This is a genomic window from Shewanella sp. 553 (assembly GCF_059338375.1).
In genome coordinates, this window is record NZ_CM181701.1 from 3,089,906 (window position 1) to 3,112,182 (window position 22,277).

22 protein-coding genes and 1 other RNA gene are annotated in these 22,277 nt (G+C 48.4%); 14 read left to right on the forward strand and 9 right to left on the reverse strand.

Annotated features, from left to right (window positions below):
- Positions 1-13 precede the first annotated feature (13 nt).
- Together ubiH and AC5YBZ_RS13680 are read right to left on the reverse strand one after the other, a co-directional pair.
- Positions 14-1,249, reverse strand: coding sequence for a 2-octaprenyl-6-methoxyphenyl hydroxylase (ubiH, locus tag AC5YBZ_RS13675; protein ID WP_494521045.1), 1,236 nt, complete (start codon positions 1,247-1,249; stop codon positions 14-16).
- Between the two features lie 62 nt (positions 1,250-1,311).
- Positions 1,312-1,884: a UPF0149 family protein gene (locus tag AC5YBZ_RS13680; protein ID WP_475514702.1), complete on the reverse strand. Its 573-nt coding sequence runs from the start codon at positions 1,882-1,884 to the stop codon at positions 1,312-1,314.
- A gap of 332 nt (positions 1,885-2,216) precedes the next feature.
- Between AC5YBZ_RS13680 and AC5YBZ_RS13685 the strand changes: the two genes are divergently transcribed.
- The 4 genes from AC5YBZ_RS13685 to AC5YBZ_RS13700 all read left to right on the forward strand — a co-directional run bounded on the left by AC5YBZ_RS13685 (position 2,217) and on the right by AC5YBZ_RS13700 (position 4,655).
- Positions 2,217-2,525: a cell division protein ZapA gene (locus tag AC5YBZ_RS13685; RefSeq protein WP_475514703.1), complete on the forward strand. Its 309-nt coding sequence runs from the start codon at positions 2,217-2,219 to the stop codon at positions 2,523-2,525.
- Positions 2,526-2,578: 53 nt separating this feature from the next.
- A non-coding RNA gene (gene ssrS / locus AC5YBZ_RS13690) (6S RNA) lies at positions 2,579-2,759 on the forward strand.
- Between the two features lie 719 nt (positions 2,760-3,478).
- Positions 3,479-4,099 (forward strand): 5-formyltetrahydrofolate cyclo-ligase, encoded by a 621-nt coding sequence (locus tag AC5YBZ_RS13695; RefSeq protein ID WP_494521043.1) that lies wholly within the window; start codon positions 3,479-3,481, stop codon positions 4,097-4,099.
- 91 nt (positions 4,100-4,190) lie between these two features.
- Entirely contained in the window at positions 4,191-4,655 is a 465-nt protein-coding gene (locus AC5YBZ_RS13700) for a copper resistance protein NlpE (RefSeq protein WP_494543048.1), read from the forward strand.
- A gap of 19 nt (positions 4,656-4,674) precedes the next feature.
- Here the strand turns inward: AC5YBZ_RS13700 and AC5YBZ_RS13705 are convergent, their stop codons facing one another.
- Positions 4,675-5,250 carry a hypothetical protein gene (locus tag AC5YBZ_RS13705; RefSeq protein WP_494521041.1) on the reverse strand — a complete coding sequence of 192 codons (576 nt, stop codon included), beginning with the start codon at positions 5,248-5,250 and terminating at the stop codon, positions 4,675-4,677.
- 139 nt (positions 5,251-5,389) lie between these two features.
- Positions 5,390-6,058 (reverse strand): uracil-DNA glycosylase, encoded by a 669-nt coding sequence (gene ung / locus AC5YBZ_RS13710; protein WP_494521040.1) that lies wholly within the window; start codon positions 6,056-6,058, stop codon positions 5,390-5,392.
- Positions 6,059-6,197: 139 nt separating this feature from the next.
- Here ung and AC5YBZ_RS13715 point away from each other — a divergent pair, with 139 nt between their 5' ends.
- Entirely contained in the window at positions 6,198-6,737 is a 540-nt protein-coding gene (locus AC5YBZ_RS13715; protein ID WP_494521039.1) for a type II secretion system protein, read from the forward strand.
- Between the two features lie 158 nt (positions 6,738-6,895).
- A complete protein-coding gene (locus AC5YBZ_RS13720) occupies positions 6,896-7,213 on the forward strand; it encodes a DUF3144 domain-containing protein (RefSeq protein WP_494521038.1) in 318 nt (105 codons plus the stop codon).
- Positions 7,214-7,375: 162 nt separating this feature from the next.
- Here the strand turns inward: AC5YBZ_RS13720 and AC5YBZ_RS13725 are convergent, their stop codons facing one another.
- Positions 7,376-7,990, reverse strand: a complete 615-nt coding sequence (locus AC5YBZ_RS13725) for a LysE family translocator (RefSeq protein WP_494521037.1) — start codon at positions 7,988-7,990, stop codon at positions 7,376-7,378.
- 216 nt (positions 7,991-8,206) lie between these two features.
- Here AC5YBZ_RS13725 and AC5YBZ_RS13730 point away from each other — a divergent pair, with 216 nt between their 5' ends.
- The 4 genes from AC5YBZ_RS13730 to AC5YBZ_RS13745 all read left to right on the forward strand — a co-directional run bounded on the left by AC5YBZ_RS13730 (position 8,207) and on the right by AC5YBZ_RS13745 (position 13,789).
- On the forward strand, positions 8,207-8,743 hold the full coding sequence (locus AC5YBZ_RS13730; protein ID WP_494521036.1) for a thioredoxin family protein: 537 nt from the start codon (positions 8,207-8,209) through the stop codon (positions 8,741-8,743).
- Positions 8,744-8,865: 122 nt separating this feature from the next.
- Positions 8,866-10,317 carry a sigma-54 interaction domain-containing protein gene (locus AC5YBZ_RS13735; protein WP_494521035.1) on the forward strand — a complete coding sequence of 484 codons (1,452 nt, stop codon included), beginning with the start codon at positions 8,866-8,868 and terminating at the stop codon, positions 10,315-10,317.
- Positions 10,318-10,494: 177 nt separating this feature from the next.
- Positions 10,495-11,970 carry a cytochrome c oxidase accessory protein CcoG gene (ccoG, locus tag AC5YBZ_RS13740; protein ID WP_494543049.1) on the forward strand — a complete coding sequence of 492 codons (1,476 nt, stop codon included), beginning with the start codon at positions 10,495-10,497 and terminating at the stop codon, positions 11,968-11,970.
- A 220-nt stretch (positions 11,971-12,190) separates the two neighbouring features.
- Entirely contained in the window at positions 12,191-13,789 is a 1,599-nt protein-coding gene (locus AC5YBZ_RS13745; RefSeq protein ID WP_494543050.1) for an AMP-binding protein, read from the forward strand.
- A gap of 200 nt (positions 13,790-13,989) precedes the next feature.
- Here the strand turns inward: AC5YBZ_RS13745 and AC5YBZ_RS13750 are convergent, their stop codons facing one another.
- A complete protein-coding gene (locus AC5YBZ_RS13750; RefSeq protein ID WP_494521032.1) occupies positions 13,990-14,499 on the reverse strand; it encodes a lipocalin family protein in 510 nt (169 codons plus the stop codon).
- Positions 14,500-14,768: 269 nt separating this feature from the next.
- Between AC5YBZ_RS13750 and AC5YBZ_RS13755 the strand changes: the two genes are divergently transcribed.
- Positions 14,769-15,740 carry a DUF4382 domain-containing protein gene (locus AC5YBZ_RS13755; RefSeq protein ID WP_494521031.1) on the forward strand — a complete coding sequence of 324 codons (972 nt, stop codon included), beginning with the start codon at positions 14,769-14,771 and terminating at the stop codon, positions 15,738-15,740.
- A 50-nt stretch (positions 15,741-15,790) separates the two neighbouring features.
- On the opposite strand, the gene AC5YBZ_RS13760 is transcribed toward AC5YBZ_RS13755, so the two are convergent.
- Positions 15,791-17,656 (reverse strand): ABC transporter transmembrane domain-containing protein, encoded by a 1,866-nt coding sequence (locus AC5YBZ_RS13760; RefSeq protein WP_494523858.1) that lies wholly within the window; start codon positions 17,654-17,656, stop codon positions 15,791-15,793.
- A 161-nt stretch (positions 17,657-17,817) separates the two neighbouring features.
- Here AC5YBZ_RS13760 and AC5YBZ_RS13765 point away from each other — a divergent pair, with 161 nt between their 5' ends.
- Positions 17,818-18,141, forward strand: a complete 324-nt coding sequence (locus AC5YBZ_RS13765; protein WP_494543051.1) for a DUF2956 domain-containing protein — start codon at positions 17,818-17,820, stop codon at positions 18,139-18,141.
- A 72-nt stretch (positions 18,142-18,213) separates the two neighbouring features.
- On the opposite strand, the gene AC5YBZ_RS13770 is transcribed toward AC5YBZ_RS13765, so the two are convergent.
- Both AC5YBZ_RS13770 and AC5YBZ_RS13775 read right to left on the reverse strand, forming a co-directional pair.
- Positions 18,214-19,620, reverse strand: coding sequence for an NAD(P)/FAD-dependent oxidoreductase (locus AC5YBZ_RS13770; RefSeq protein WP_494543052.1), 1,407 nt, complete (start codon positions 19,618-19,620; stop codon positions 18,214-18,216).
- Entirely contained in the window at positions 19,620-19,922 is a 303-nt protein-coding gene (locus AC5YBZ_RS13775; protein WP_494543053.1) for a winged helix-turn-helix domain-containing protein, read from the reverse strand. The genes AC5YBZ_RS13770 and AC5YBZ_RS13775 overlap by 1 nt, the downstream gene beginning before the upstream one ends.
- A 150-nt stretch (positions 19,923-20,072) precedes the next feature.
- Here AC5YBZ_RS13775 and AC5YBZ_RS13780 point away from each other — a divergent pair, with 150 nt between their 5' ends.
- Positions 20,073-20,753, forward strand: a complete 681-nt coding sequence (locus AC5YBZ_RS13780; RefSeq protein WP_494543054.1) for a PH domain-containing protein — start codon at positions 20,073-20,075, stop codon at positions 20,751-20,753.
- Entirely contained in the window at positions 20,746-22,263 is a 1,518-nt protein-coding gene (locus tag AC5YBZ_RS13785; protein ID WP_494543055.1) for a PH domain-containing protein, read from the forward strand. Before AC5YBZ_RS13780 ends, AC5YBZ_RS13785 begins: the two co-directional genes overlap by 8 nt.
- Positions 22,264-22,277: the final 14 nt, after the last annotated feature.

A 22,277-nucleotide genomic window follows, 5' to 3' on the forward strand; every position in this document is an offset into this window, starting at 1 on the left:
GTATCCTTTATCGCTACGAGGCTGAAGTTGTAGGGGATTTCCATCCCATGGCTTGGCGGGCAATGGGGGTTTTTAGCGGCGGACACCACGACAAGAGGCGTAGCCCAATATTACGTCCGGCCACCAGCGGCCAGTGTTGATTGGAGAAGCCGCGCACCAAAAACTCGACATTGTTAATGGTCGATGCCCTGTCTTGACTGCGCTGAGCTAAATAGTGATGGGTCAGCTTAGCGCCGCCAAGATCGTCTCCTGCTAATAGCGCGCCGCGCACCGCATCGATAACGCAGACTAAATCACGCAGCCCAAGGTTAAACCCTTGACCGGCAATGGGGTGTAAGGTTTGGGCGGCGTTACCAATAAATAGGGTGCGCTGATAGATAGGCCGCGGCATTGACGACAACTTAAGCGGATAAGCGTGGCGCTCTCCAACCTCGATAAATTGCCCTGCTCGATAGCCAAAGGCCTGCTGCAAACTGGCTAAGAAGGTCGATTTAGAGCAGGTTAACATTTGCTGCGCCATGGCGGGCGACAATGCCCACACTAAAGACATGCGAGCCTGACCATCAACATTGGCCATCGGCAGCAAGGCTAATGGGCCTGAGTCGGTAAAGCGCTCATAAGCCCATTGCCCATGGGGCTTGTCGATGCCGATATTCGCCACCACCGCCACCTGCTCGAAATCCACTTGCTCAAGGGGCAAGGTAAAGTCACGCCTGACGACCGAGTTAACCCCATCGGCAGCCACTACCAGCTTAGCGCTGAGTTCACGACCATCATCAAGCAGCAAATAATTAGCGGCGATATCGGCGCGAATGCTGGCTAACTTAGCCGGGCAATACAGGCTAATCTGCTGTTTCTCTAAGAGTTCAAATAACGCGGCGCCTACACGCTCTAGCTCGACCACTTGCCCTAAGTAAGGCAGGTGAAAGTCGCTAGCATTGAGGGTGGTCATGCCGAAATGGCCGCGATCGGACACGTGAATGTTGTCGATTGGGGTGCCCAAATGGGCCAATTTAGGCCAGATGCCTAATCGGGTCAGCTCGAAAATAGAGCCTTGCGCTATGGCGATTGAGCGGGCGTCAAAACCGGGATGCAGACCACCGGGACGGCTGGCTTCAATCAAAGCGACCTTTAAGGGACGCTTGAGCTCCTGCGCCAGCTTGGCTAGCCCTAAGGCTAACGTGGCACCGGCCATGGCGCCGCCAACAATGGCGATATCAAAATCAACTGTGGTCTGAGACGCGGTCATTCAATTTCTCTATTTAGGCAGATACTTAGCGGCACCTGCCGTGACTTTTGCTGTTGGCAATCTTAATGAATTTTGGGGTCTTGATCTGTGATCTCACTCGGCTGTGGGCCAAATTCGGCGTAGCACAGCAGTGCCGCCATGCGCGAAAACTCCATCAGTTCTATGTAGGCCGCTTCAGACTCATCATCGTCGGCCACGTCAAATTCTACCTGCGCGATTTCGGCCAGATCATTGATCACCTCTTTGACATCTTTAGAGGCGCGATTGAGTTTAGGCTGCACAATCGCCAGACCCGTTAAGAAGCTTTGTACCCATAACGAGAGTGCTTCAACCCGCTTATTAAGCGGCTCTTCCTCTTCGGGGGCCATTGGCGTAAAGCCAAAATCGGCATCGGTGATCCGCGCGACAGTATCTTGGTAGAGCTCTTCGAGCAGTTGAGTCAGCGATGGCGGCGGTAATTGGCCATCATTAATTAACTCTAACAGTGACTTTAACCATTCGCTTTTTGCTTGGCCCACACCACCGCAAATAAGCCCCACGAGTGAGCCATGTACTTCTACCGGATGTTGAGCGATTTCAGCACCATTGAGCTCGGCCAATAGGCTATCAATACTTAAAGAGGGAGGCGTTGCCATAACTAATATCCAATCATATTTTATCTGTGCACATGCTAGCAGAATTGACCACATCGACCAAGATTAAAAACGTGTGCCACTGCCAAACATTATGCCCACTAAGACGACTGATAGGTGGTGAAAAATCCCCCGCATAGGCCAGGGCCTGTTGGCGAGGTTTTCACCAAAAGCGATGCGATTTACCGCCATTTATCGCGCAAGGCGCCTGTGATTGGTTATCTAAACAACATTTAATCTAACAAAGTGTTATTAGCACCCAAGTGTTATTGCACTTTAAGATACAGACCGATATAGTCCGCTCAATAACACGATAAAAGGATCTACATCAGCAAATGAGTAGCCATGCTATAGAGATTAGCTTATTAGGCCGGACCTACTCCATCGCTTGCCCTATTGGTCAAGAAGATGCTTTGCGTCATGTAGCGGCAAAACTGGAAAAACAGTTAAGCACCCTTCGTGCCCGCACCAATAATTTGAGTCGGGAAGAGATTGCCATCATGGCCGCATTGAATATCGGCTATGAACTGTTAGAAGAACAGAAGAAAAATCAAGATTATATAAAGCAGATGGATGATAAAATTGGTCTGCTACAGTCGACCTTAGAAAGTGCGCTAGTTGAGCGCTCGACTAAAGAAGACTAAGCTAATTGAAGCATCAATTAGCTGATACTCACTGAGTATCGATGCAACGTTTTTGCTCCCTGTGGTGTGCGTGAGTCGGTTATGTCCCTGTGCCGATATTTACAAACCCAGGGTGAATGCTTTAATGACATTGCGCAAGCTCGGCTCGAACCGAGAAGCCTTAGGAGTTAATCATTTACCCGCCTTGAACCTACGGTTCAAGGGCTACACCGGTAACGGCACCTTGGGGAGCAATTCAAATAATTAAGCCATCGCTTTAACCAGCGGTGGCTTTTTTACATCTGTTGCAAATGAAACAAATTACCCACCTTGAAACACTTATGGGTTCAAAGGCTACACAGGTAACAACACCTTGGGGAGCAATTCAAATAATTAAGCCATCGCTTTAACCAGCGGTGGCTTTTTTACATCTGTTGCAAATGAAACAAATTACCCACCTTGAAACACTTATGGGTTCAAAGGCTACACAGGTAACAACGCCTTGGGGGCGCAATTCAAATAATTAAGCCATCGCTTTAACCAGCGGTGGCTTTTTTACATCTGTTGCAAATGAAACAAATTACCCACCTTGAAACGCTTATGGGTTCAAAGGCTACACAGGTAACAACGCCTTGGGGGAGCAATTCAAATAATTAAGCCATCGCTTTAACCAGCGGTGGCTTTTTTACACCTGTTGCAAATGAAACAAATTACCCACCTTGCAACACTTATGGGTTCAAGGGCTACACAGGTAACAACGCCTTGGGGAGCAATTCAAATAATTAAGCCATCGCTTTAACCAGCGGTGGCTTTTTTACACCGGTTGCAAATGAAACAAATTACCCACCTTGCAACACTTATGGGTTGATAATATTTTACCCATTGAATCGATAGCCTGCCTAACGCTACACTGAGCGCTCAGCCTAACGGTAACCTTTACAGAGCAGCGGTTAATCAGACGTTTTACAGGAAGTATGCCATTGAGACCCCTATTATCATCCACCACACCTATGCTTATTACGCGTCAAATGTTGCGCGAACAGGTGCGAACGGCCCGTAACGCATTATCTAGCAAGCAGCAGCGTCAGTTTGCCAACCAAGCATGCCAACACGCCCTGCAGTTAATCACCGAGCGCGGCGTAAAACGAGTGGCACTGTATTTAGCTAACGATGGTGAACTCGATACCCAGCCCTTAATTTACGCGCTGTGGCAACGAGGGATTGAGGTATACCTGCCTCGGCTGCATCCCTTTTCGCCAGGTAACCTTATCTTTCTCGCCTACCGAGCCGATTCTCCATTAATTAAAAATCGCCTCGGTATATTTGAGCCCAAGCTGGCGATCACGCAGATGCGTCTGCCTCATCAACTGGATATGGTGATAGCGCCATTAGTGGCATTTGATGCCAATGGCAATCGCATGGGGATGGGCGGGGGTTATTATGACCGCACCCTTGCCCATTGGCCGCTAACGGGTAAACCTTTACCTGTAGGTTATGCCCATGACTGTCAGCAAGTCCGTCACTTACCGTGCGAACATTGGGATGTGCCCTTGCCTGTTATTATTACCCCAACGCGCATAGTGTATGGTTCGTAACTAGGATTAAAGAAGAGGGTAGCCATCTGTTGAATTCAATAAATACCGCACAAATCTAATGCATAACAATATTTACCCATAAGGAGTTTTTATGAAGCCACTGCTTATCTTATTAGGCGCGCTAACCCTAACAGCTTGTCATACGCCAACATCTACCACAGCAACACCGACAACCGCTACACCACCTGCTATAGCCACTGCTGTGAGCGAGCCTACGACATCAATCGGCGACAATAGCCAAAATGCCTTAGATTGGCCGGGAGAATACTCGGGCGTACTGCCTTGTGCCAGCTGTGAAGGGATAGAGACGCACTTGGTGATCAACGCCGATCTTAGTTATCGTTTAACGCAGCGTTATCTAGGAGAGTCTGGCGAGCTAATTATCAAGGAAGGCAACTTTACTTGGAACGAACGCGGCAGCGCGATTAGCCTAGCTAATGATGCAACTCCTATGCAGTTTCAAGTCGGCGAGAACCAATTATTTATGCTAGATCAAGAGGGCAAACGGATCTCTGGTGCGTTAGCCGACGATTACCGCCTAGCTAAGGTGTTCTAATTGGCTGAAACCAACAAACTTACATCTTACACCAGAGTTTTTCACAGGGCATATCACCGACCTTCTTTTCAAAACCTGGGCAGTGCTGCACAAAGTATTGCGCCTCTTGGCACGAGGTCATCTGTAAACACTGCTTGCGGGAATCACAACTAAAATCCGTATTGGGCAGTATTTGCTTGCCTATATAGTGCTCTGAGCCTGCAGGAAACAACCCTTCAGGCGGTTGAGTCCCATCAGCACCAAGCTCGTAATTGATCATCAATAGATAAAGCAAACTGGCTAATCCTAGGGCGAATACCACCAGTCCAACCTTAAATTGCCAGCTGATCGCGTCGATGCCAATCGCGCTATTAGGACTATCGAAAGGTGAGGTTAATTTGATGGGGTTACCAAGGTCTATCTCTCCCTTGATCACTTTGATACCGCGAAGCCTATCTTTCCACTGGCGATAAACTACGGTCTGCCCTTCTTGAGGCATATGCTCATAAGGTAATAAGTTAGCCCCGAGTATGCGTAGTTCACCTGACCCATCGTCTGGGGCGATAATCCCAACTCGTTGCTCTTTATTCCAACGAACAAGCGTTCCTCGCTTCATCCTGATATCCATATTCACGCCTATCTAAGCCATCTTGGCTTATACAAATGACTGCAGTTAATAAAAACACAACAATTTTAAATATAATAACCTATTGGCCCGACAGCAAGTATGAATTCAATCCGTTGTCGCGAACGCATTAGACTTGCCAGTCGATAATGGGCTGCTGGTGTCGTAAAAGTAATTCATTGATTTTAGAGAAATGAGCACAGCCAAAAAAACCACGATAGGCCGATAATGGCGAAGGATGTGGCCCAGTCAGCTTTTGGTGATGTGGCTGAATGATCAACTTCGCCTTTTTAATCGCATGCGCCCCCCATAACACAAAAATAATCGGCTGCGACTGCGCATTAAGCAGTGCCAAGGCGTTATCGGTAAAAGTTTCCCAGCCCGCTTTGGCGTGAGAGTGCGCTTTCCCCTGTTCAACCGTTAATACCGTATTTAACATCAGTACACCTTGGGCTGCCCATTGACGTAAATCACCGTGATTTGGAGGGGTAAATTTGGGGATATCCGTCGCTAATTCTTTGTAGATATTAACCAATGAGGGGGGCACCTTAACGCCTGGTTTAACCGAAAAGCATAAGCCATGAGCTTGCCCAGCACCATGATAGGGATCTTGCCCAATCAACACCACGCGCACCTTGTCGAGCGGCGTTAAGGTAAAGGCATTAAATACCTCCTCCTCACTAGGATAAATGGCTTTACCCGCGGTGCGCTCGGCAGCGACAAAATGTTGCAGCTGAATAAAATAGTCTAATTGTGACTGCTGCTCAATAAAGTCATCCCAGTTTGCGATATGCTCCATACACTTCTCTTTAGATTAAAAAACGATTAAAATTAATTACTAATACACTACTCGTTATAACTGTCATGAGCATAAACGCTCATTAAACCGCTTGGCTTATCCCCGGCTGCAACGTTATTTTTATAAGGACATATTTACCATGATATCTCAACAGCAACAGCGTGGTTTTACCCTTATTGAGCTTGTCGTGGTGATTATCGTGCTAGGCCTACTGGCTGTGACCGCCTTGCCTAAATTTGTCAATGTCTCTCAAGATGCTCAAATTGCCAGTGTAAAAGCCACAGGCGGCGCATTTAAAGCGGGGATTAACCTTGCCCATGCGGTTTGGGCCACTCGAGTAGGCTCAGGCCCAGCTGAAAACCTGCCCACCTTTGGTGAAGATGAAACGGGTGAGATGGATTTTAATGCCGCAGGGTGGCCAGCTCAACACTATTTCACCGATAACGAGCCCTCTCCGTCACTCGACAATGTCGAAGATTGTATTTCCGTATGGCAAACCCTGTACCAAGGTGAAGAACCTAGCGTGTCACGCTTTGATAGTAGTGATGAGACGGATTATAAGGCCAATTATATTGCGATTAATCAATGCCGTTATGAGTTCAATAATAATAAAAACTTAAGCATCTATTACGACTCTCGTAATGGCCAAGTCGTTGTCGACAGCGATCCAAATAGCTAAATACCTCTTAACTTGGGAGGATAAGCTAAAAATTGAAGCAAGCAATGAATCGAGGCAATTTGCCAATTTGATCTCATAAAGCCACATTCAATGATTCACTGTTGGCTAATTTAAGTTAATATCCGCCTATTACATTCACTCAATTGTGAGCCAAAAGCATGTCAGAACAGCAAAAAGAAACCACTATTTTTGAATTAGCCGATCAATTCATTGCCCTTGCCAACGAGCTGAGCGCCCAAGAGCAAGATGTCGGTAAAGTCGGCACGGCGCTGCGTTTTGCGGCAGCCCGTTTTAATGCATTTGAAGCATCAATCAAATCATCTGATTTGGCTGCTGAAAAAGACAATGCGCTAGAGTGGTTTAGCAAAGAGTACCGCGATATGTTAAATGACAATCTCGATGACCACATAAATAATCCATCACCAGCCCAAAGCGAGCCGGTGAAAGATGAAGCAGTACAGGTGTTTAAAGGTTAATCACCCGATGTAACCTTGTATGCCATCGCCTTACAGCTCAGGTAAGCCGATGGCATAATTACCCCATAACCTCACAACGATATCCCCCTAGCACTTTGTCCATTACTCACTATTTGTGTATTTCTAATAATGTGCGCTTCCAAAGCAATCTGCTTGAGAGTCTTAAATCGTAACGAGAACCCTGATGGCCAATAAAATTAGCACCACGCCAGAGAGCCTATCTATCATGCGCGCATTTTCCCGCAACTTGGGTAATACAGAGCGATGTGACAGCAATGATGCTATCAAGGTATACCACAGGCCATCGACCACCAGAGGCGTTAACACAATTAAAGACTGCCCCCAAAGGTTGTCGGCTGCCAACACAAATTGACTAAATAGCGCCAAAAAAAACAGCATGATTTTAGGGTTAAACAGTGAAATAGCCAGGCCGTCACGCGCGGCGGTAAGCGTGCTACTGGCTTTACCTGCCGCAAGCTTGTCCGACATACCGCCTTTAGAGCGTAGCGCCTGCAGGCCAATATAGGCTAAATAGAGCGCGCCTAGAATGGCAATGCCATTAAAGACCAGTGGCGCTTGCTTAAGTAACACCCCTAGGCCAAGCAAGGTCACTAAAGCGTACACCCCAATGCCAATAGAGTGCGCCCACGCGCAGACAATCCCCTTAGCGCGGCCGCCACCTAAGGTATGCCGCACCACCATAGCTAAACTTGGCCCGGGCGACATGGCGCCCAAACAACAGATGGCCAGCAAACCTAGCCAAGCACTCACACTCATCCTGCTTCCTCTTACACGACCCGATTATTGTTGTTATATCATTTGGTTAATCCGATGGCGCTTGGTAATACTCGCCAGCTTATACGCTTTGCCATCGCACCGGGCAGCTTACAAACATTCAGCCATAGGTGCAAAAGATCTGTGATGTACTGATTATTTCAATTCAGGCGTTGATGTTTGCTAGACTAGCATCATCAATCACCTTCAATGGTTATCATGCACACAATCCTCACTATCAGCGCACTCACACTAAGCTTGCTTATTGGCTTGATTATTTTTCTTAGCGTTAAAAAAGCACGCGGCACCCAGATCCCAATGGCAGTACTGCTATTACTGCTCTGTTTTACCGCGATCAACGCCGCCGTAACCTATTTTATTTACCCGCGCGAAGACATTACCGCCTATAAAAACTTAGTTTGGCAGCCGTTAGCCCAAGAGAAGATCGCCGCCTTAGTTGCCCAAGATAAAACAGTATTTGTCGATGTCAGCGCCGATTGGTGCATCATTTGCAAAGGCAATAAAGATCGCGTGTTGCATCGTGAGGCAGTGGTTAAGCTACTCAAGCGCGATCATATGGTATTGATGTTGGGCGATTTAACCCGCAGCGACCCCGTGGTAGAGGCTTTTTTAGCCCAACATAATGCCTATGGTATTCCCTTTACGATACTGTTCAGTTCTCAATATCCCCAAGGCATAGCGTTATCGCGCGTACTCGATTACCACGAGGTGCTCACCCTATTACGGGCACATTGATACGAGGCGACTAACTAATAGCAAGGTAGCAGTCTTGCAAGATACTTGTAAGATAGAAGTCGCGATATATCGTGAGCTAAAGTACACTGGATCTCTAGTTCATTTCTGCTGCGAGTATCTTTATGTGTTCATCCCCTTTAGCGCCCACGGGCGAGACTCATGTGGACTTTCTGCCCGAAAATAAATTATTGCTTAATGCCGTGGGCGAAGGGATCTACGGCTTTGACTTGGCAGGCAATGCGGTGTTTATCAATCCTGCCGCCGAGCGCATGACCGGCTGGACAGCACAAGAGCTGCTGGGTAAAAATATTCACAATCACCATCATCACAGTCATGCCGATGGTAGCCATTATCCCCAAGAAGATTGCCCCATTTACAACACCATGCACGACGGCATTGCGCGCGAGATCAGTCATGAACTGTTTTGGCGTAAAGATGGCAGCAGTTTTCCGGTGCATTACACCACAACCCCAGTCTATAAGCAGCAACAGCTGATCGGTGTAGTCGCGATATTTCGCGATATCAGCATGCAGAAACAAACCGAAGACTCACTGCGTCAGGCATTAGAGCAAGTGCAAGCCTTGTCGGAAAAGCTGGCCAGCGAAAACGATTACCTGCAAACGGAACTGGCCAGCCACACAGGTGATGTGAGTATCTCTGGTGAAAGCGAGCCGATTTTACGCCTTATTCAACAAATTAAGCTGGTCGCCAACACCAATAGTACAGTGCTGATCAGTGGCGAAAATGGCACAGGTAAAGAGCTGGTCGCGCGCAATATTCATAAACTCAGTGAGCGCAGCGATAAACCTCTGGTGAGCGTCAACTGCGCGGCATTTTCGCCCACCTTGCTTGAAAGCGAACTGTTTGGCCATGAAAAAGGGGCGTTTACCGGTGCGACCACTCGGCGCAAGGGGCGATTCGAATTAGCCCACCAAGGCACCTTGTTTCTCGATGAGGTCGCCGAATTGTCCCTCGAGGCCCAATCGAAGTTGTTAAGAGTGCTACAAGAGCAAGAGTTTGAGCGGGTCGGCAGCAGCACGACCATCAAGGTGGATATTCGTCTGGTGACCGCGACCCACCACGACTTACTAAAACGTGTGCAGCAAGGGCTATTTAGGATGGATCTCTATTATCGCCTCAATGTGTTTCCGCTGCATGTGCCGCCTTTGCGTGAGCGTTTACAGGATATCCCCACCTTAGTGAGCCATATCGTCGCCAACCTCAATAAAAAACTCGGCAAAAAAATCAAAGGGGTAAGTAATAAAGGCTTAAGTCATCTAATGGCCTACAGCTGGCCTGGGAATGTACGAGAGCTGCAAAATGTGATTGAGCGTCAGAGTATTTTGTCTCAAGGGCAGGTATTGCAAATCCCCGCCCTACAACTCGATACCGCCAACGCGCCGCCGACACACGGGCAAACCTTAGAGCAAGTGGAAGCCGCCCATATTCGCCGTACCCTACAACAGTTAGGTTGGCGCATATCGGGCGCGCAGGGCGCCGCTCAAGTGTTAGGATTACCCGCCAGTACCTTACGCTCACGTATGAAAAAGCTCAATATTCATCGACCAAGCTAGGATTAATGCCTATCTATTTTTCGCGATATATCGACAAAGCACGATATATCGCGAGGCGATTTATCTCAAGATAACAATAATCTTTTATAATCAATGCATTAAATAACTCGCAAGTTGGTGCTGAACTTGCAGATACCGCGATACTTTTTTCAATGTGTATAGCGCGGAACCTTAATCATGACACAAAGTGTGAACTCACGGTCCACCTCAACCCCGGCCAATTCGGCCATGGCATCAAACGGCAAACCACCTAGCGCCCAGGGCGAGCCGATAGCGGTGACCTTTATCCCCAGCGAAAAGGGCAAGATTCATATCAAAGAGCAAAAAGGTGACTTCCAACGACTGCGAACCGGCCTTAACAGCCTGCTTATCTTATGTTTCTTTTTGGTGCCTTTCATCCGTTACCATGGCCAGCAAGCTATTTTATTTGATATAGAAAACCAGCAGTTTAATTTTTTTGGTACGACACTGTGGCCGCAGGATTTCACCCTGATGGCATGGGTGCTTATTATTGCCGCATTTTTACTGTTTTTTATTACCGTGTTTTGGGGGCGGGTCTGGTGTGGCTATCTGTGCCCGCAAACCAGCTGGAGCTTTATGTTTGTCTGGGTTGAAAAGCAGATAGAAGGCAACAGCAATAAACGTTACGCCTTAGACAAAGCCCCTTGGAGTCTCAATAAGCTCACCAAGCGTGTTAGCAAACACCTATTATGGGGTCTCATGGCACTGCTTACCGGCTGTGGATTTATCGCCTATTTTGTGCCCGCAAGCAGCTTATACCCACAAATATTCACCCTCAATGGCAGTTTTTGGATAACGGCCTGGGTATGGTTTTTTGCCCTGTGTACTTACCTGAATGCCGGCTTTATGCGCGAGCTCATGTGCTTGCACTGCTGCCCCTATGCACGTTTTCAATCGGCCATGTTCGACAGTAACACCCTGACGGTGACCTATAATACCCAGCGTGGTGAGTCTCGCGGTCCCAGAAAACGCAAACAAGCCACAGATCTTGGCGATTGTGTCGATTGCAACTTGTGCGTCGATGTGTGCCCAACGGGAATCGATATTCGTAATGGCTTGCAGTATGAATGCATTAACTGCGGTGCCTGCGTTGACGCCTGCAATCAAACCATGGATAAGTTCGGCTATGAGCGTAACTTGATAAGCTATAGCAGTGAAAACGAGCTCAAAGGCTTACCTGTACAGCGGCTCAACTCTTGGCGGTTTATTGGTTATGGCATGGCGGTAGTGATTATGCTGAGCGTATTTGCCTTTGATCTATACCAACGCGAGGCGATCCAGCTTAATGTGATAAGAGACAGACAAAACCTGTATCGCATCGCGCCCGATAACCGTATCGAAAATAGCTATACGCTCAAGATCCGCAATAAAACCCAGCAATCACAACAATACCTTATCTATCTTGAAAGCGATCAAAGTCACTTTATCAATAAAGAGGTCGAGGTAGAGATTACCGTTCAGCCCGGAGAACAGCTCAGTTACCCGCTGACCGTGTACCAACAACGCAGTAAAGATGCCCCAATCGATGGCGCATTACGTCAGCAGCCCATTACCTTTAAAGTAATGAATCTGGCCGATCCACTCGACAGTGTAGCGCAACAAAGCCAATTTTTTACCCTGACTTCAGCGTAATCATCCCACCCAGACTTTATCGCGTCTGACAGCAACAGACGCGATAAAGGTCTGACCAGCACCAAAGCCCAGCCTAGATATAAAATTCTATATATACATAAGCTTAATAAATTTAAGTCCCAAGACTCATCGGCTATTTACGGTTGACCTTAGCGCGCTTTTAGCACAATCTAAACACTTGTTTAATTTTTAACAAATTAATAATAATGAGAGGCACGCTATGGCATATGATGTTGATACCCACGTCAACCTTACCCAGTACCAATCGATAATCGACCTGATTGAAACGTCGGCGCAGCGCTATAGCGATCACACTGCCTATGTCTGTTTAGGCCAATCGAGCACCTTTGCCGATATCGAACGTGACTCGCGCTATTTTGCCGCTTATCTGCAACACCATACTTCGCTTAGCGTTGGCGATCGCATCGCTATTCAGCTGCCCAACATTACCCAATTTGTTATTGCTGCCTATGGGGCATTGCGTGCAGGCTTAGTGTTAGTCAATACCAACCCGCTATACACAGAACGTGAACTCATTCATCAATATAATAATTCGGGCGCGAAGGCCCTAGTGGTGCTGAGCGACCTACTGCCGACGCTAACCAATGTCATCGCTAACACCGCCATTGAAACCGTTATCGCAACCCACGCATTGGATTTAATTGCCGAGCAGGAACAACCAGCCACGCCCTTTACGACCACCCGCTTTAATGAGGTGTTAGCCAAAGGCAGCCAGCTCAGCTTTACCCCCGTAAAAGCTAACTTGGGCGACTTAGCGGCGCTGCAATACACTGGCGGCACCACTGGGCTCTCTAAAGGCGCCATGTTGAGCCACAGCAATTTGATTGCTAATGCCCTGCAGGTTAAATCTCGCCTTGGCGATAAACTCATTCAAGGCGAAGAGATATTTGTCGCGCCGCTACCCATCTATCATATCTACGCCTTTATGGTGAACCTTATGGTGTATTTTGAAAGTGGTGGTTGCTCGGTACTTATTCCAAACCCTAGAGATATCTCATCGTTAATCAAAACCTTGAGTGAACATCCTTTTACTGGCTTTGCCGGGATCAACACCTTGTTTGTTGGCCTTTGTCACCAACCTGAGTTTAAAGCTCTCGACTTTAGCCACCTAAGAGTCACTATCTCTGGCGGCACGGCGCTCACTCAAGCCGCCGCCGCGGCCTGGCAATCCACCACTGGCTGCACCATATCCGAAGGTTATGGCTTGTCAGAAACCTCACCAGTTGTCTCACTTAATGCTCCAGGATTGGAGCAACTGGGGAGTATAGGTAAGCCGGTTATCGACACCCAAGTGAAGATCCTCGATCTCGATGATAACGAAGTGCCCTTTGGTGCCACAGGGGAGTTGGCAGTAAAAGGCCCACAAGTGATGAGCGGCTACTGGCAGATGCCAGCGGAAACCGCCAAGGTGATGACAAGTGACGGCTTCTTTAAAACGGGGGATATTGCCCTTGCGATTGACTTAGGCATGCACAAAATTGTCGACCGTAAAAAAGATATGATCATCGTCTCGGGCTTTAACGTTTACCCCAATGAGGTTGAAGAGGTGCTGAGCGCCCATGCAGCCGTACTCGAATGCGCCGTGATTGGCGTAGAGGATGCGCGCAGTGGTGAGGCGGTAAAGGCGGCAATTGTGCTAAGCAGCCCAAGCGATGATATCTCGGCCACCCAAGCCAGTATCCTAGCCCATTGCCGCGAGCAACTGACCGCTTATAAAGTGCCTAAAATAGTTGAGTTTATGAGCGCCCTGCCGAAATCCACCGTGGGTAAAATATTGCGTCGTGAACTGCGTAAATAACCAAGGCTAGGATTAATGAAAGGGGCCTATTGGCTCTAGTTAGTGTTAATGTTCCCGCTTACCGCTAACTGCTTGCAACTAAACACTTATAAACACTGACTCCGCTATACACTGACCAAGAAGGGAGCCTAATGGCTCCCTGCTTGTCGTACCTTCTTATCTATATGAGTTAAGCACTTTGTATCAACTTTTCATGCCCTTTATTGTTGCACCCAAATAATCTCATCAACCGCAAACCCCATCTGCTTAGCCTGCGCCACAAACTGCTGCTTTAACGCGTCACTCACCTTGGGCGTACGCGATAAAAACCATAAATAGTCACGCTTATAGCTGGTGATAAAGGCATATTGATAATCGGCTTTATCCAGTTCATAAATCACATAAGCGCCATAGAAAGGGCCAAAAAAGGAGACCTTAAGGTGACCAATATCGGGGCTTTCGACAAAATAGGCTTTACCTTCGGCTTCATCCCAACTTTGATCTGCCACTGAAAAACCACGATTAATCACCTCAACGCCACCATCGGCTTGCATACTGTAGGTGGCCGTGACTTGCGTTAAGCCGCGCTCAAAGCTGTGATCTAATCTGGCGATCTCATACCAAGTGCCTAAATAACGTGGCAGTTCAAACTGCTCAACAGGCTTAATACCACTGGGCACACTGGTGCACCCATTGAGCAGTAGCAAACATAACAAAACAATTTTTTTCACGTTGACTCCAAAATATAGATAGATCAAAGGTAAAGGATAACCCAGTGAACATTCATTACGTTAAAAACCAAGAGAATGTTCACTCAGCTTAACAGCGGTTAACACCTCCCTAGCGCACTTTATCTTAGATAACAAAAAAAGATCGATAAACTCATGGTTCAATCACAATGGTTAAATTCAAGCCAATACATCCCTCAAAATACACTTAAAATAAGCTAATAATGAACCTCTATTAGCAAAAGTAATCAATTAGCTTTAAGGCGAATAACATGCGTAAATTAATCTCGCTTCTTATCCCCACAATAGTCCTTGGAGCTTGCGGCGGCTCCGATGATTCACCTACGCCCACGACTGATCTCGCCGTCGGTATGGTCAATATTGCCATTTCCGATTCTCCGATGAGCCAAGTCAGTAACGTCGAGTTAGTACTCGATAAGCTAGTAATGACCGATGCCCATGGCACAGTTCATCAACACGACTTGGGGCAACACAGATTCAATCTTCTCGACTTCCAAGGAACAAAGAGTCATGAGGTTATTCGTAACCTTGAGCTACCAACGGGTCACTACCACGATGTACACTTTACCTTAATTAATGGTGATCAGTCCGATGGCTGTGCGATTGAAAATGGTCAAGGACGATTACCATTGATAGTCGAAAACAACCATCTTCCGTTACATGACTTTGTATTAAATCAGCACGAGAACCTATTTCTGACCATGGAGATAGATCTATACCAATCGATGCACCTTTACGATAACCAATATCATCTTAACCACGACGGTATCTACTCTATTGATAATCGAAAAATGGGACACCTCATTGGCGAGATGGATCCTCAATGGATAGCAAACTGCGAAATAACGCACTCAGATAATGCTCCGCTTGGCGGTCAGTTTTATCACATGGCCTATCTTTATCAAAATAGCGTCACAGGTCTTACGCAAATGGCGGATATAAGTCCAGCTAGAAACGATGGTAAATTCTCGCCAGTAGCCATCGCTCCTATACATCAAGATATGAGTGGTGATTGGTCCTTTGCCATGGGTTACCTCCCCGCTGGTGATTATCGCGTTGCCTATACTTGCCTTGGTCACTTAGACGACCCAGCTATCGATGATATGTCTCAGGACACCTTTAGTCTGTTTGAAGATGCAGGCTCTGTCACTGTGGGAGAGGGTGGCCAAGAGACAACACATCAATGTGGCAACGGCCATGGTAATCATGGTGGACACGGCTAAATGATGTCATTAAGCGAGTATGGAAACTCGCTTAGCTTTAGCGCAAAACACTACATCTCCTCATTTAATAACTGCAAACTGGCAAATTCACGATACAGCTCGCAGCTTTGCATCAATTGTGAATGGGTGCCACTGGCGACTAACGCCCCTTTTTGCATCACTAAGATGCGATCGGCATTAAGCACTGTGGCTAATCGATGGGCAATGATCAATGTGGTGCGCCCCTGCATTAAGGCATCTAATGCCAATTTAACCTTATGCTCGCTAACCGCATCCAGCGCACTGGTGGCCTCATCGAGCAGTAAAATGGGCCGCTCGGCTAATATGGCCCGCGCAATCGCGATGCGCTGCTTTTGTCCACCAGAGAGCCGCACCCCGCGCTCACCTAAATAGGTGTGGTATCCCATGGGGAAATCGACAATAAACTCATTGGCATGTGCGGCAATACAGGCATCAATCACTTGCTGCTCGCTAGCATCAGGGCGGCCATAACGAACATTTTCTAACACGCTGCTGGCAAAGATCACCGACTCTTGCGGCACCAGCGCAAACTGCTGCCTAAGCGCTTGCGGCATCAGATTAGCGATATCGATACCGTCTAATAAGATACTGCCGCTGTTAAGGGGATAAAAGCGCTGTAATAATTCAAATAAAGTGCTCTTGCCGGCACCACTTTCGCCCACCAGCGCCACCCGTTCGCCGCTGTGGATCTGCAGGCTAAGGTTACGGATAACCCATTGATTATCTAGCGGGTCATCGCACTGGGCATCGCTAGCATTTTCACTACTATTATCGGTGTTGGGATAGGTAAAACAGACTCGATTCAGTTGCAGGTCGCCGCGCACCTTAGTCGGCAGCATTTGCGGATGCCGGGGTAGCGGTATATCGATGGGGGTTTCAGCCAACTCGATAAGGCGCTCGGTGGCGCCAGCGGCGCGCTGGATCTCACCAATCACTTCACTAATGGTCGCCACGGCACCAGCTACCATCACCGCATAAAACATAAAGGCCGATAGTTCACCGGCGGTGATAACCCCTTGCATCACATCATGGGCGCCGACCCAAGTGACCAGCGCAATGGCTAAAATACTTAAAAACATCACCAGCGAAATTAATATCGAGCGATATTTTATCCGCCCCTTAGCTGCGTCCATGACCGCTTCGACACGCTCATTAAATAGCTCACGATCTCTGTGTTCATGACAATAGGCTTGCACCGTATGAATTTCGTGAAGGGTTTCATCCACATAAGCACCAAGATCGCCGACCCTGTCTTGGCTCTTGCGTGACAAATCGCGCACCTTGCGACCTAAGAAAAAGATAGGCCCAAGCACCATAGGCACCGCAAGCAGTACTAAAGCGGTCATCTTCAGGCTAGTGATTGTCATCATCACTATGCCGCCAATCACGGTAACACTGGCCCTAAGGGCCATCGAGAGGCTTGAGCCCACCACAGATTGCAATAGGGTAGAGTCGGCGGTAAAACGCGAGATCACTTCACCGGTTCTGAGTTTGGCGTAAAAGCCCGGCGACAGCTTAAGCAGATGATCGTACACCTTAAGGCGAATATCGGCGCTGACTCGCTCGCCGAGCCAAGTCATTAGGTAAAAACGACAAAAAATCGCCGAACTACTGAGCGCGGTAATGCCAATCACCAAGAGGATGATCTCGTTGAGTCGCTCGCTGTTATCTTGCAAAAACCCTTCATCGACCATCAGACGAACGCCTTGCCCTAATGACAGCCAGGCCAAGGAACCGATAAACAAAAAGACGATAGCGGCAATGACTCGAGCGCGATAAGGTTTTAAAAAGCCAGCAATCCAGGGCAATACCGCCCGGCGACTGGCCGAGGAGGCTGCCGCCGCTGATATGGCTTGTGTGTTTACCGCCGAGGCGGCCAATTTATTATCGCGCATAGGTCGCTAAACAAAATGGGAGATAGTGACAAGAATATCAAAAATAAAGCCAGATAATTGAATTTGTTTATCTATTGCAGACAATCAACAATGAGCCCGCCGCTCATCGCCAAGTCCTCTTTGTGATATAGTGCCGTCATAACAAAAGGGAGCGATAACCTGTGGTAAAAAATATTTCGAACGAAACCAAAAATGAGGCGCTAAGAGTCGCTAAAGCGACCCAAAAGCCGGGGCAAACCAAAGAGCAAACTAAGCTGATTGCACAGGGGATTGAAAAAGGCATTGCTGAATATAAAAAGCAGCAAAAGAGTAAGGCCCGTGACAAAGATAAAGCCCGTAAACAGGAGCTAAAAGCGAAAAACCGCGATTCAGCACAAACCGATGCCCCCCACATTAGTGACTCGAACAGCAACTCATCCAAGCTCCCATGGGCGCTACTGCTGCTGAGTTGGGCTGGATTTGCCGCTTACCTGTTAATGGGCTAATGCCTCAAGCCAGTAAGTCTAGGGGCACCTGCGATGTGCATAACGCTAACTGCATAAAACTAGTGCATTAAGCTAATGCATTAAGTTATCGAGGCGCTGGGCCAAATGGATCGCGATACGCTTTTGAAGGCTCGATGGGCTCGCTTGCAAACATAAGCGCTCCTCCCAGCTAAACACTTTATTGATGAGATGATAGCTTAACCAACGACATGGCTCAGGCTCCCATGGGGTTAATACCTGGCTAACCTCACTCACATGGGCCCAAGGCATTTGGGTTAATTCGGTGTCACGCTCAAGGATCAGGTCGGTTAAGGTTCTGGCAAACAGATTGGACGCCCCGACACCTTCGCCGCCATAGCCACCAGCCAAGCCGATGCCATTGCGCTTATCGAATATGGCATGGGGCGCAAATGTTCTCGCCATCGCCAGCGTTCCGCCCCAGCCATGGCTAACCTTGACCCCTTTGAGTACCGGAAAAAGATCGACCATAAGCTCAGCCCGCCAGCGAAAAGCCTCGCTATTACGGTCAAATTGAGTCTGCGTCTTAGCACCAAATCGATAGCCCCCTCGCGCGCCAAACACCAAACGATTATCCAAACTGCGCTGACCATAAGTCACCTGCCGAGAGGCATCGCTAAAGGTCGGCCTATCGGCCAAGCCCAGCTGTTGCCATAACGCCTCACTTAAAGGTTCGGTGGCAATCAACATGCTTTGCACAGGTAAAGTATAACCCCCAAGCTGACTCACCTCGCCTTGATACCCTTCAAGGGCAGGCACAATCACCTCGGCGCGAACTCGGCCAGAGTGACACCGCACCACGCCCTGACCAAAGCCGCTCACTCGGGTGTTGTCATATAGGGTCACTCCCATACTTTCGACCACGCGGGCTAGGCCGCGCACCAACTTGAGAGGCTGAATCGTGGCGCAATGGGGAGTATAAATCGCCGCGCAGCCCAGACGCATACTGACAGCCTGAGTTAACGCATCCCCCTCTACCCAGCGATAATCTTGCTCGGTAAACCCTTGTTGATGTAGCTCGGTTAGTTCGCCGCTCAGGGTATTAAGCTGCTCAGGATAACGCGCGGCCACTCGGTAATTACCACTGTGGCTAAAATCACAATCAATACCATGCTCAGCTATGACGCTGGCTACTGCATTGATGGGACTTTGGATCAACTGCTTGGCTTGCTCAAAGGCCTCGCCCGATAATCCTGCAAGGTAATGGCTATCGCCAACAAAACTGCCCATCAACCAGCCGCCATTACGCCCAGATGCGCCCTCTCCAGCGCATGTAGCATCGAGCACCACTATCTTTAATTGGGGAGATTGCTGCTTAAGATAATAAGCGGTCCACAGCCCAGTGTAACCGGCACCGATAATGGCCACATCCGCATCGATATCACCAGCTAATGGGGGGCGATAGACGAGCGCTTCGCCCAAGGTGCTGGCCCACAGGGTTTGATGCAGTGAATGGCTCATTATGATTGCAACTGAGCTAACAGCCCGTTGAGGTGGTCCTTAATCCATAACGGATTAATCGGCCCCCAACTGCGTAATTGATAATAACCTGCGTTATGACGCGCGCCATCTTGCACAAACTCACACTCGATACCCACATCGCCCAATGTGGCAATGGCATCTTGCAAGGTCCGCCGAGGCATGGCCGTAAGCTTACTCAGCGACAGTAAGTTATGGCGCTCGTTATCGATAAGATGGGCTAAATAGAGTTTTCTAAGAAAGGCCTTTTTCTGTTTTGATATTTGACTGTCTGTAACGCCCACAGCGCACTCCATATTGAGGTTGATTTTAGTTCTTTTGTAAACATAACAGATAATTACAAATTAGTGCTATGGCACACTCTGGTTAAATTGGGCATGATGCTGATATAGTCTAAATAAACCACAGCATGGCAATCTTGCTTAGGATAATCAATGGCAGACGATCTGAAAGACCCAACACTTAGCCTAGGCGAGCGACAACGACTGGCGCCCCATGAATGGCTAAGCTTCGATCAAGTGCCTCTCACTCCAGTTGAAACCACTTATATCAAGCAAGTCCATATCGAAAACCTGCTGTTGTTTGTGCCAATCATTATCGCCATTGCGGTAATAAGCCTATTGGCTAACCTGCCCATTTTAGCGCTATTGGGACTAGTGACGGCCGCACTCGTGCTCGCTGCGGTCATCAGTTATGGCCGCTATAAGTTTGCCACGTCGCTGGCTTATGGGGTATTTGACCATGAGTTTGTTATGCAACAAGGGGTTATTTGGCACCAGAAAATCGCCCTGCCCTACAGCCGTTTACAACATGTTAGCTTGTCGCAAGGGCCGCTGGAGCGCCGTTTTGGTCAGCACACCTTAAAATGTTTTAGCGCTGGCAGTGGCAGCGCCGAAATTACCCTGCCAGGGCTAAGTAGCTCGGTCGCAGAATCCCTTCGGCAACACTTATTGGCCAAAGCGGCGCTCGTTCGTCAAGCCGGCTCGGCGCCTGCCGACATCGCAGCGAAGCCCCCCTTGACCAGCATGAATAGCGATGATGCCGATACGGCAAAAATCGCCTCTCAGCCTAACGCGCCCAGTGATACCGCCACGCCGAGCGATAAACATGAGTAGTCGCTTTACCCAATGGGCGAGCCTATCGCCATGGTCCATCATCAGTTTTAGCTTACATGCACTCAAGGTGATGCTTAGTAACGGTTATGCGCTGATACCTGTCATCTATACCGGTTGGCAGCAGGGTTTTAATTCACCTTGGGTGATATTGGTGATGGTCACTGTGGTGTTAGCCATTGCTACCTTTGCCATTGTGCAGTGGAGCCAATATCGCTTTCGCGTACAAGACCATAAATTGGGCATCAAACAGGGATTGTTATTTAAACGCACTCACGAAATTCCGCTGAATAAAATTCAAAATGTGCGCCTCGAACAGCCGCTCTATTTCCGCCCATTGGGGCTGTTCAGTTTGGTGGTGGAAACCGCAGGTTCTAAGCAAGATGAAGCCGTGCTGTCGGCGGTTAACTATCGCCAAGCCATGCAGCTTAAACAGCGGTTATTTATCCATGCGCCCACTACGGCTGCAACCGACCCAGCGGGAACAGCACCTGTCGATGGCACCGCAGCAGCCCCTTCAACGAGCGGCCTTGTGGTGCAAAAACAGCTTAAGGATCTGCTGATTTTTGGTTTATACCAAAACAATCTTTTTTGGTTATCGATCATTTCTGGCTCGATATTGGGGCAACTCAATTGGGAGCAGATCGGTGATAGCGTGTTTGCCCAAGCGTTGTGGCAATGGTATCAAGTGACTATCGCTACCAGCTTGATGAATGAGCTGCTATTTGGATTATCGCTATTACTCTTGCTGTATCTGTTATTGGCGCTAGTCTCTATCGCCTCGGCGGTCTTAAAGTTTCACCCTTATAGGTTAAGCCTACGGGATAACACCTTGCATCGCACCGGCGGTTTACTGGCCAAACAACACGATGTATTGGCGTTAGCCAGAGTGCAGTTAATTCGTTTTAATCAGCCCGTTTTAGGCCGGCTGTTTAAGCGTTGGACCGCCAATTTTAAGCAAGTAAAAGGCAGTGAAGTCGAACAGCAATCCAAACGCCATATGCTGATCCCAAGCATGACCTCTGTCGAGATAACCCAAGTACTCTCTAGGCTTAACGGCCTTGAGAGCCACGCCACAGAGCTACCCACTCATTACCAAGGGATCGATATCGGCTGGTTTTGGCGCCGCGCCTTTTTACCACCATTAGTGACCTTGCTGGCCTCTTTTATACTTGGCCTTAACGGGTTAACCGAGCTGATGTGGCTTGGCGCAGCCCTTGTGGTGATAGCACTCTACTTAAGGTATCGCCAATGGGGGTATCAGTTGCAAGGCCATGATCTGTGGATCCATACCGGAGTGCTAGGGCAAAGCTGGCAACTGCTGTCACTCACCAAGGTGCAGCATGTCTGCATAAGCCAAACAGTAGGGCAGCGACGCAAACACTTAGCCACATTGCACTTAGGCATGGCCAGCGGCGAGCAAACCATACCTTACCTTAGTATCACAGACGCCAGAGTGATCGCCGAAACGGCGCTAAGCTTAACCAAGTATGACCATACTAACTGGATATAAGGAGCCCTTGATGC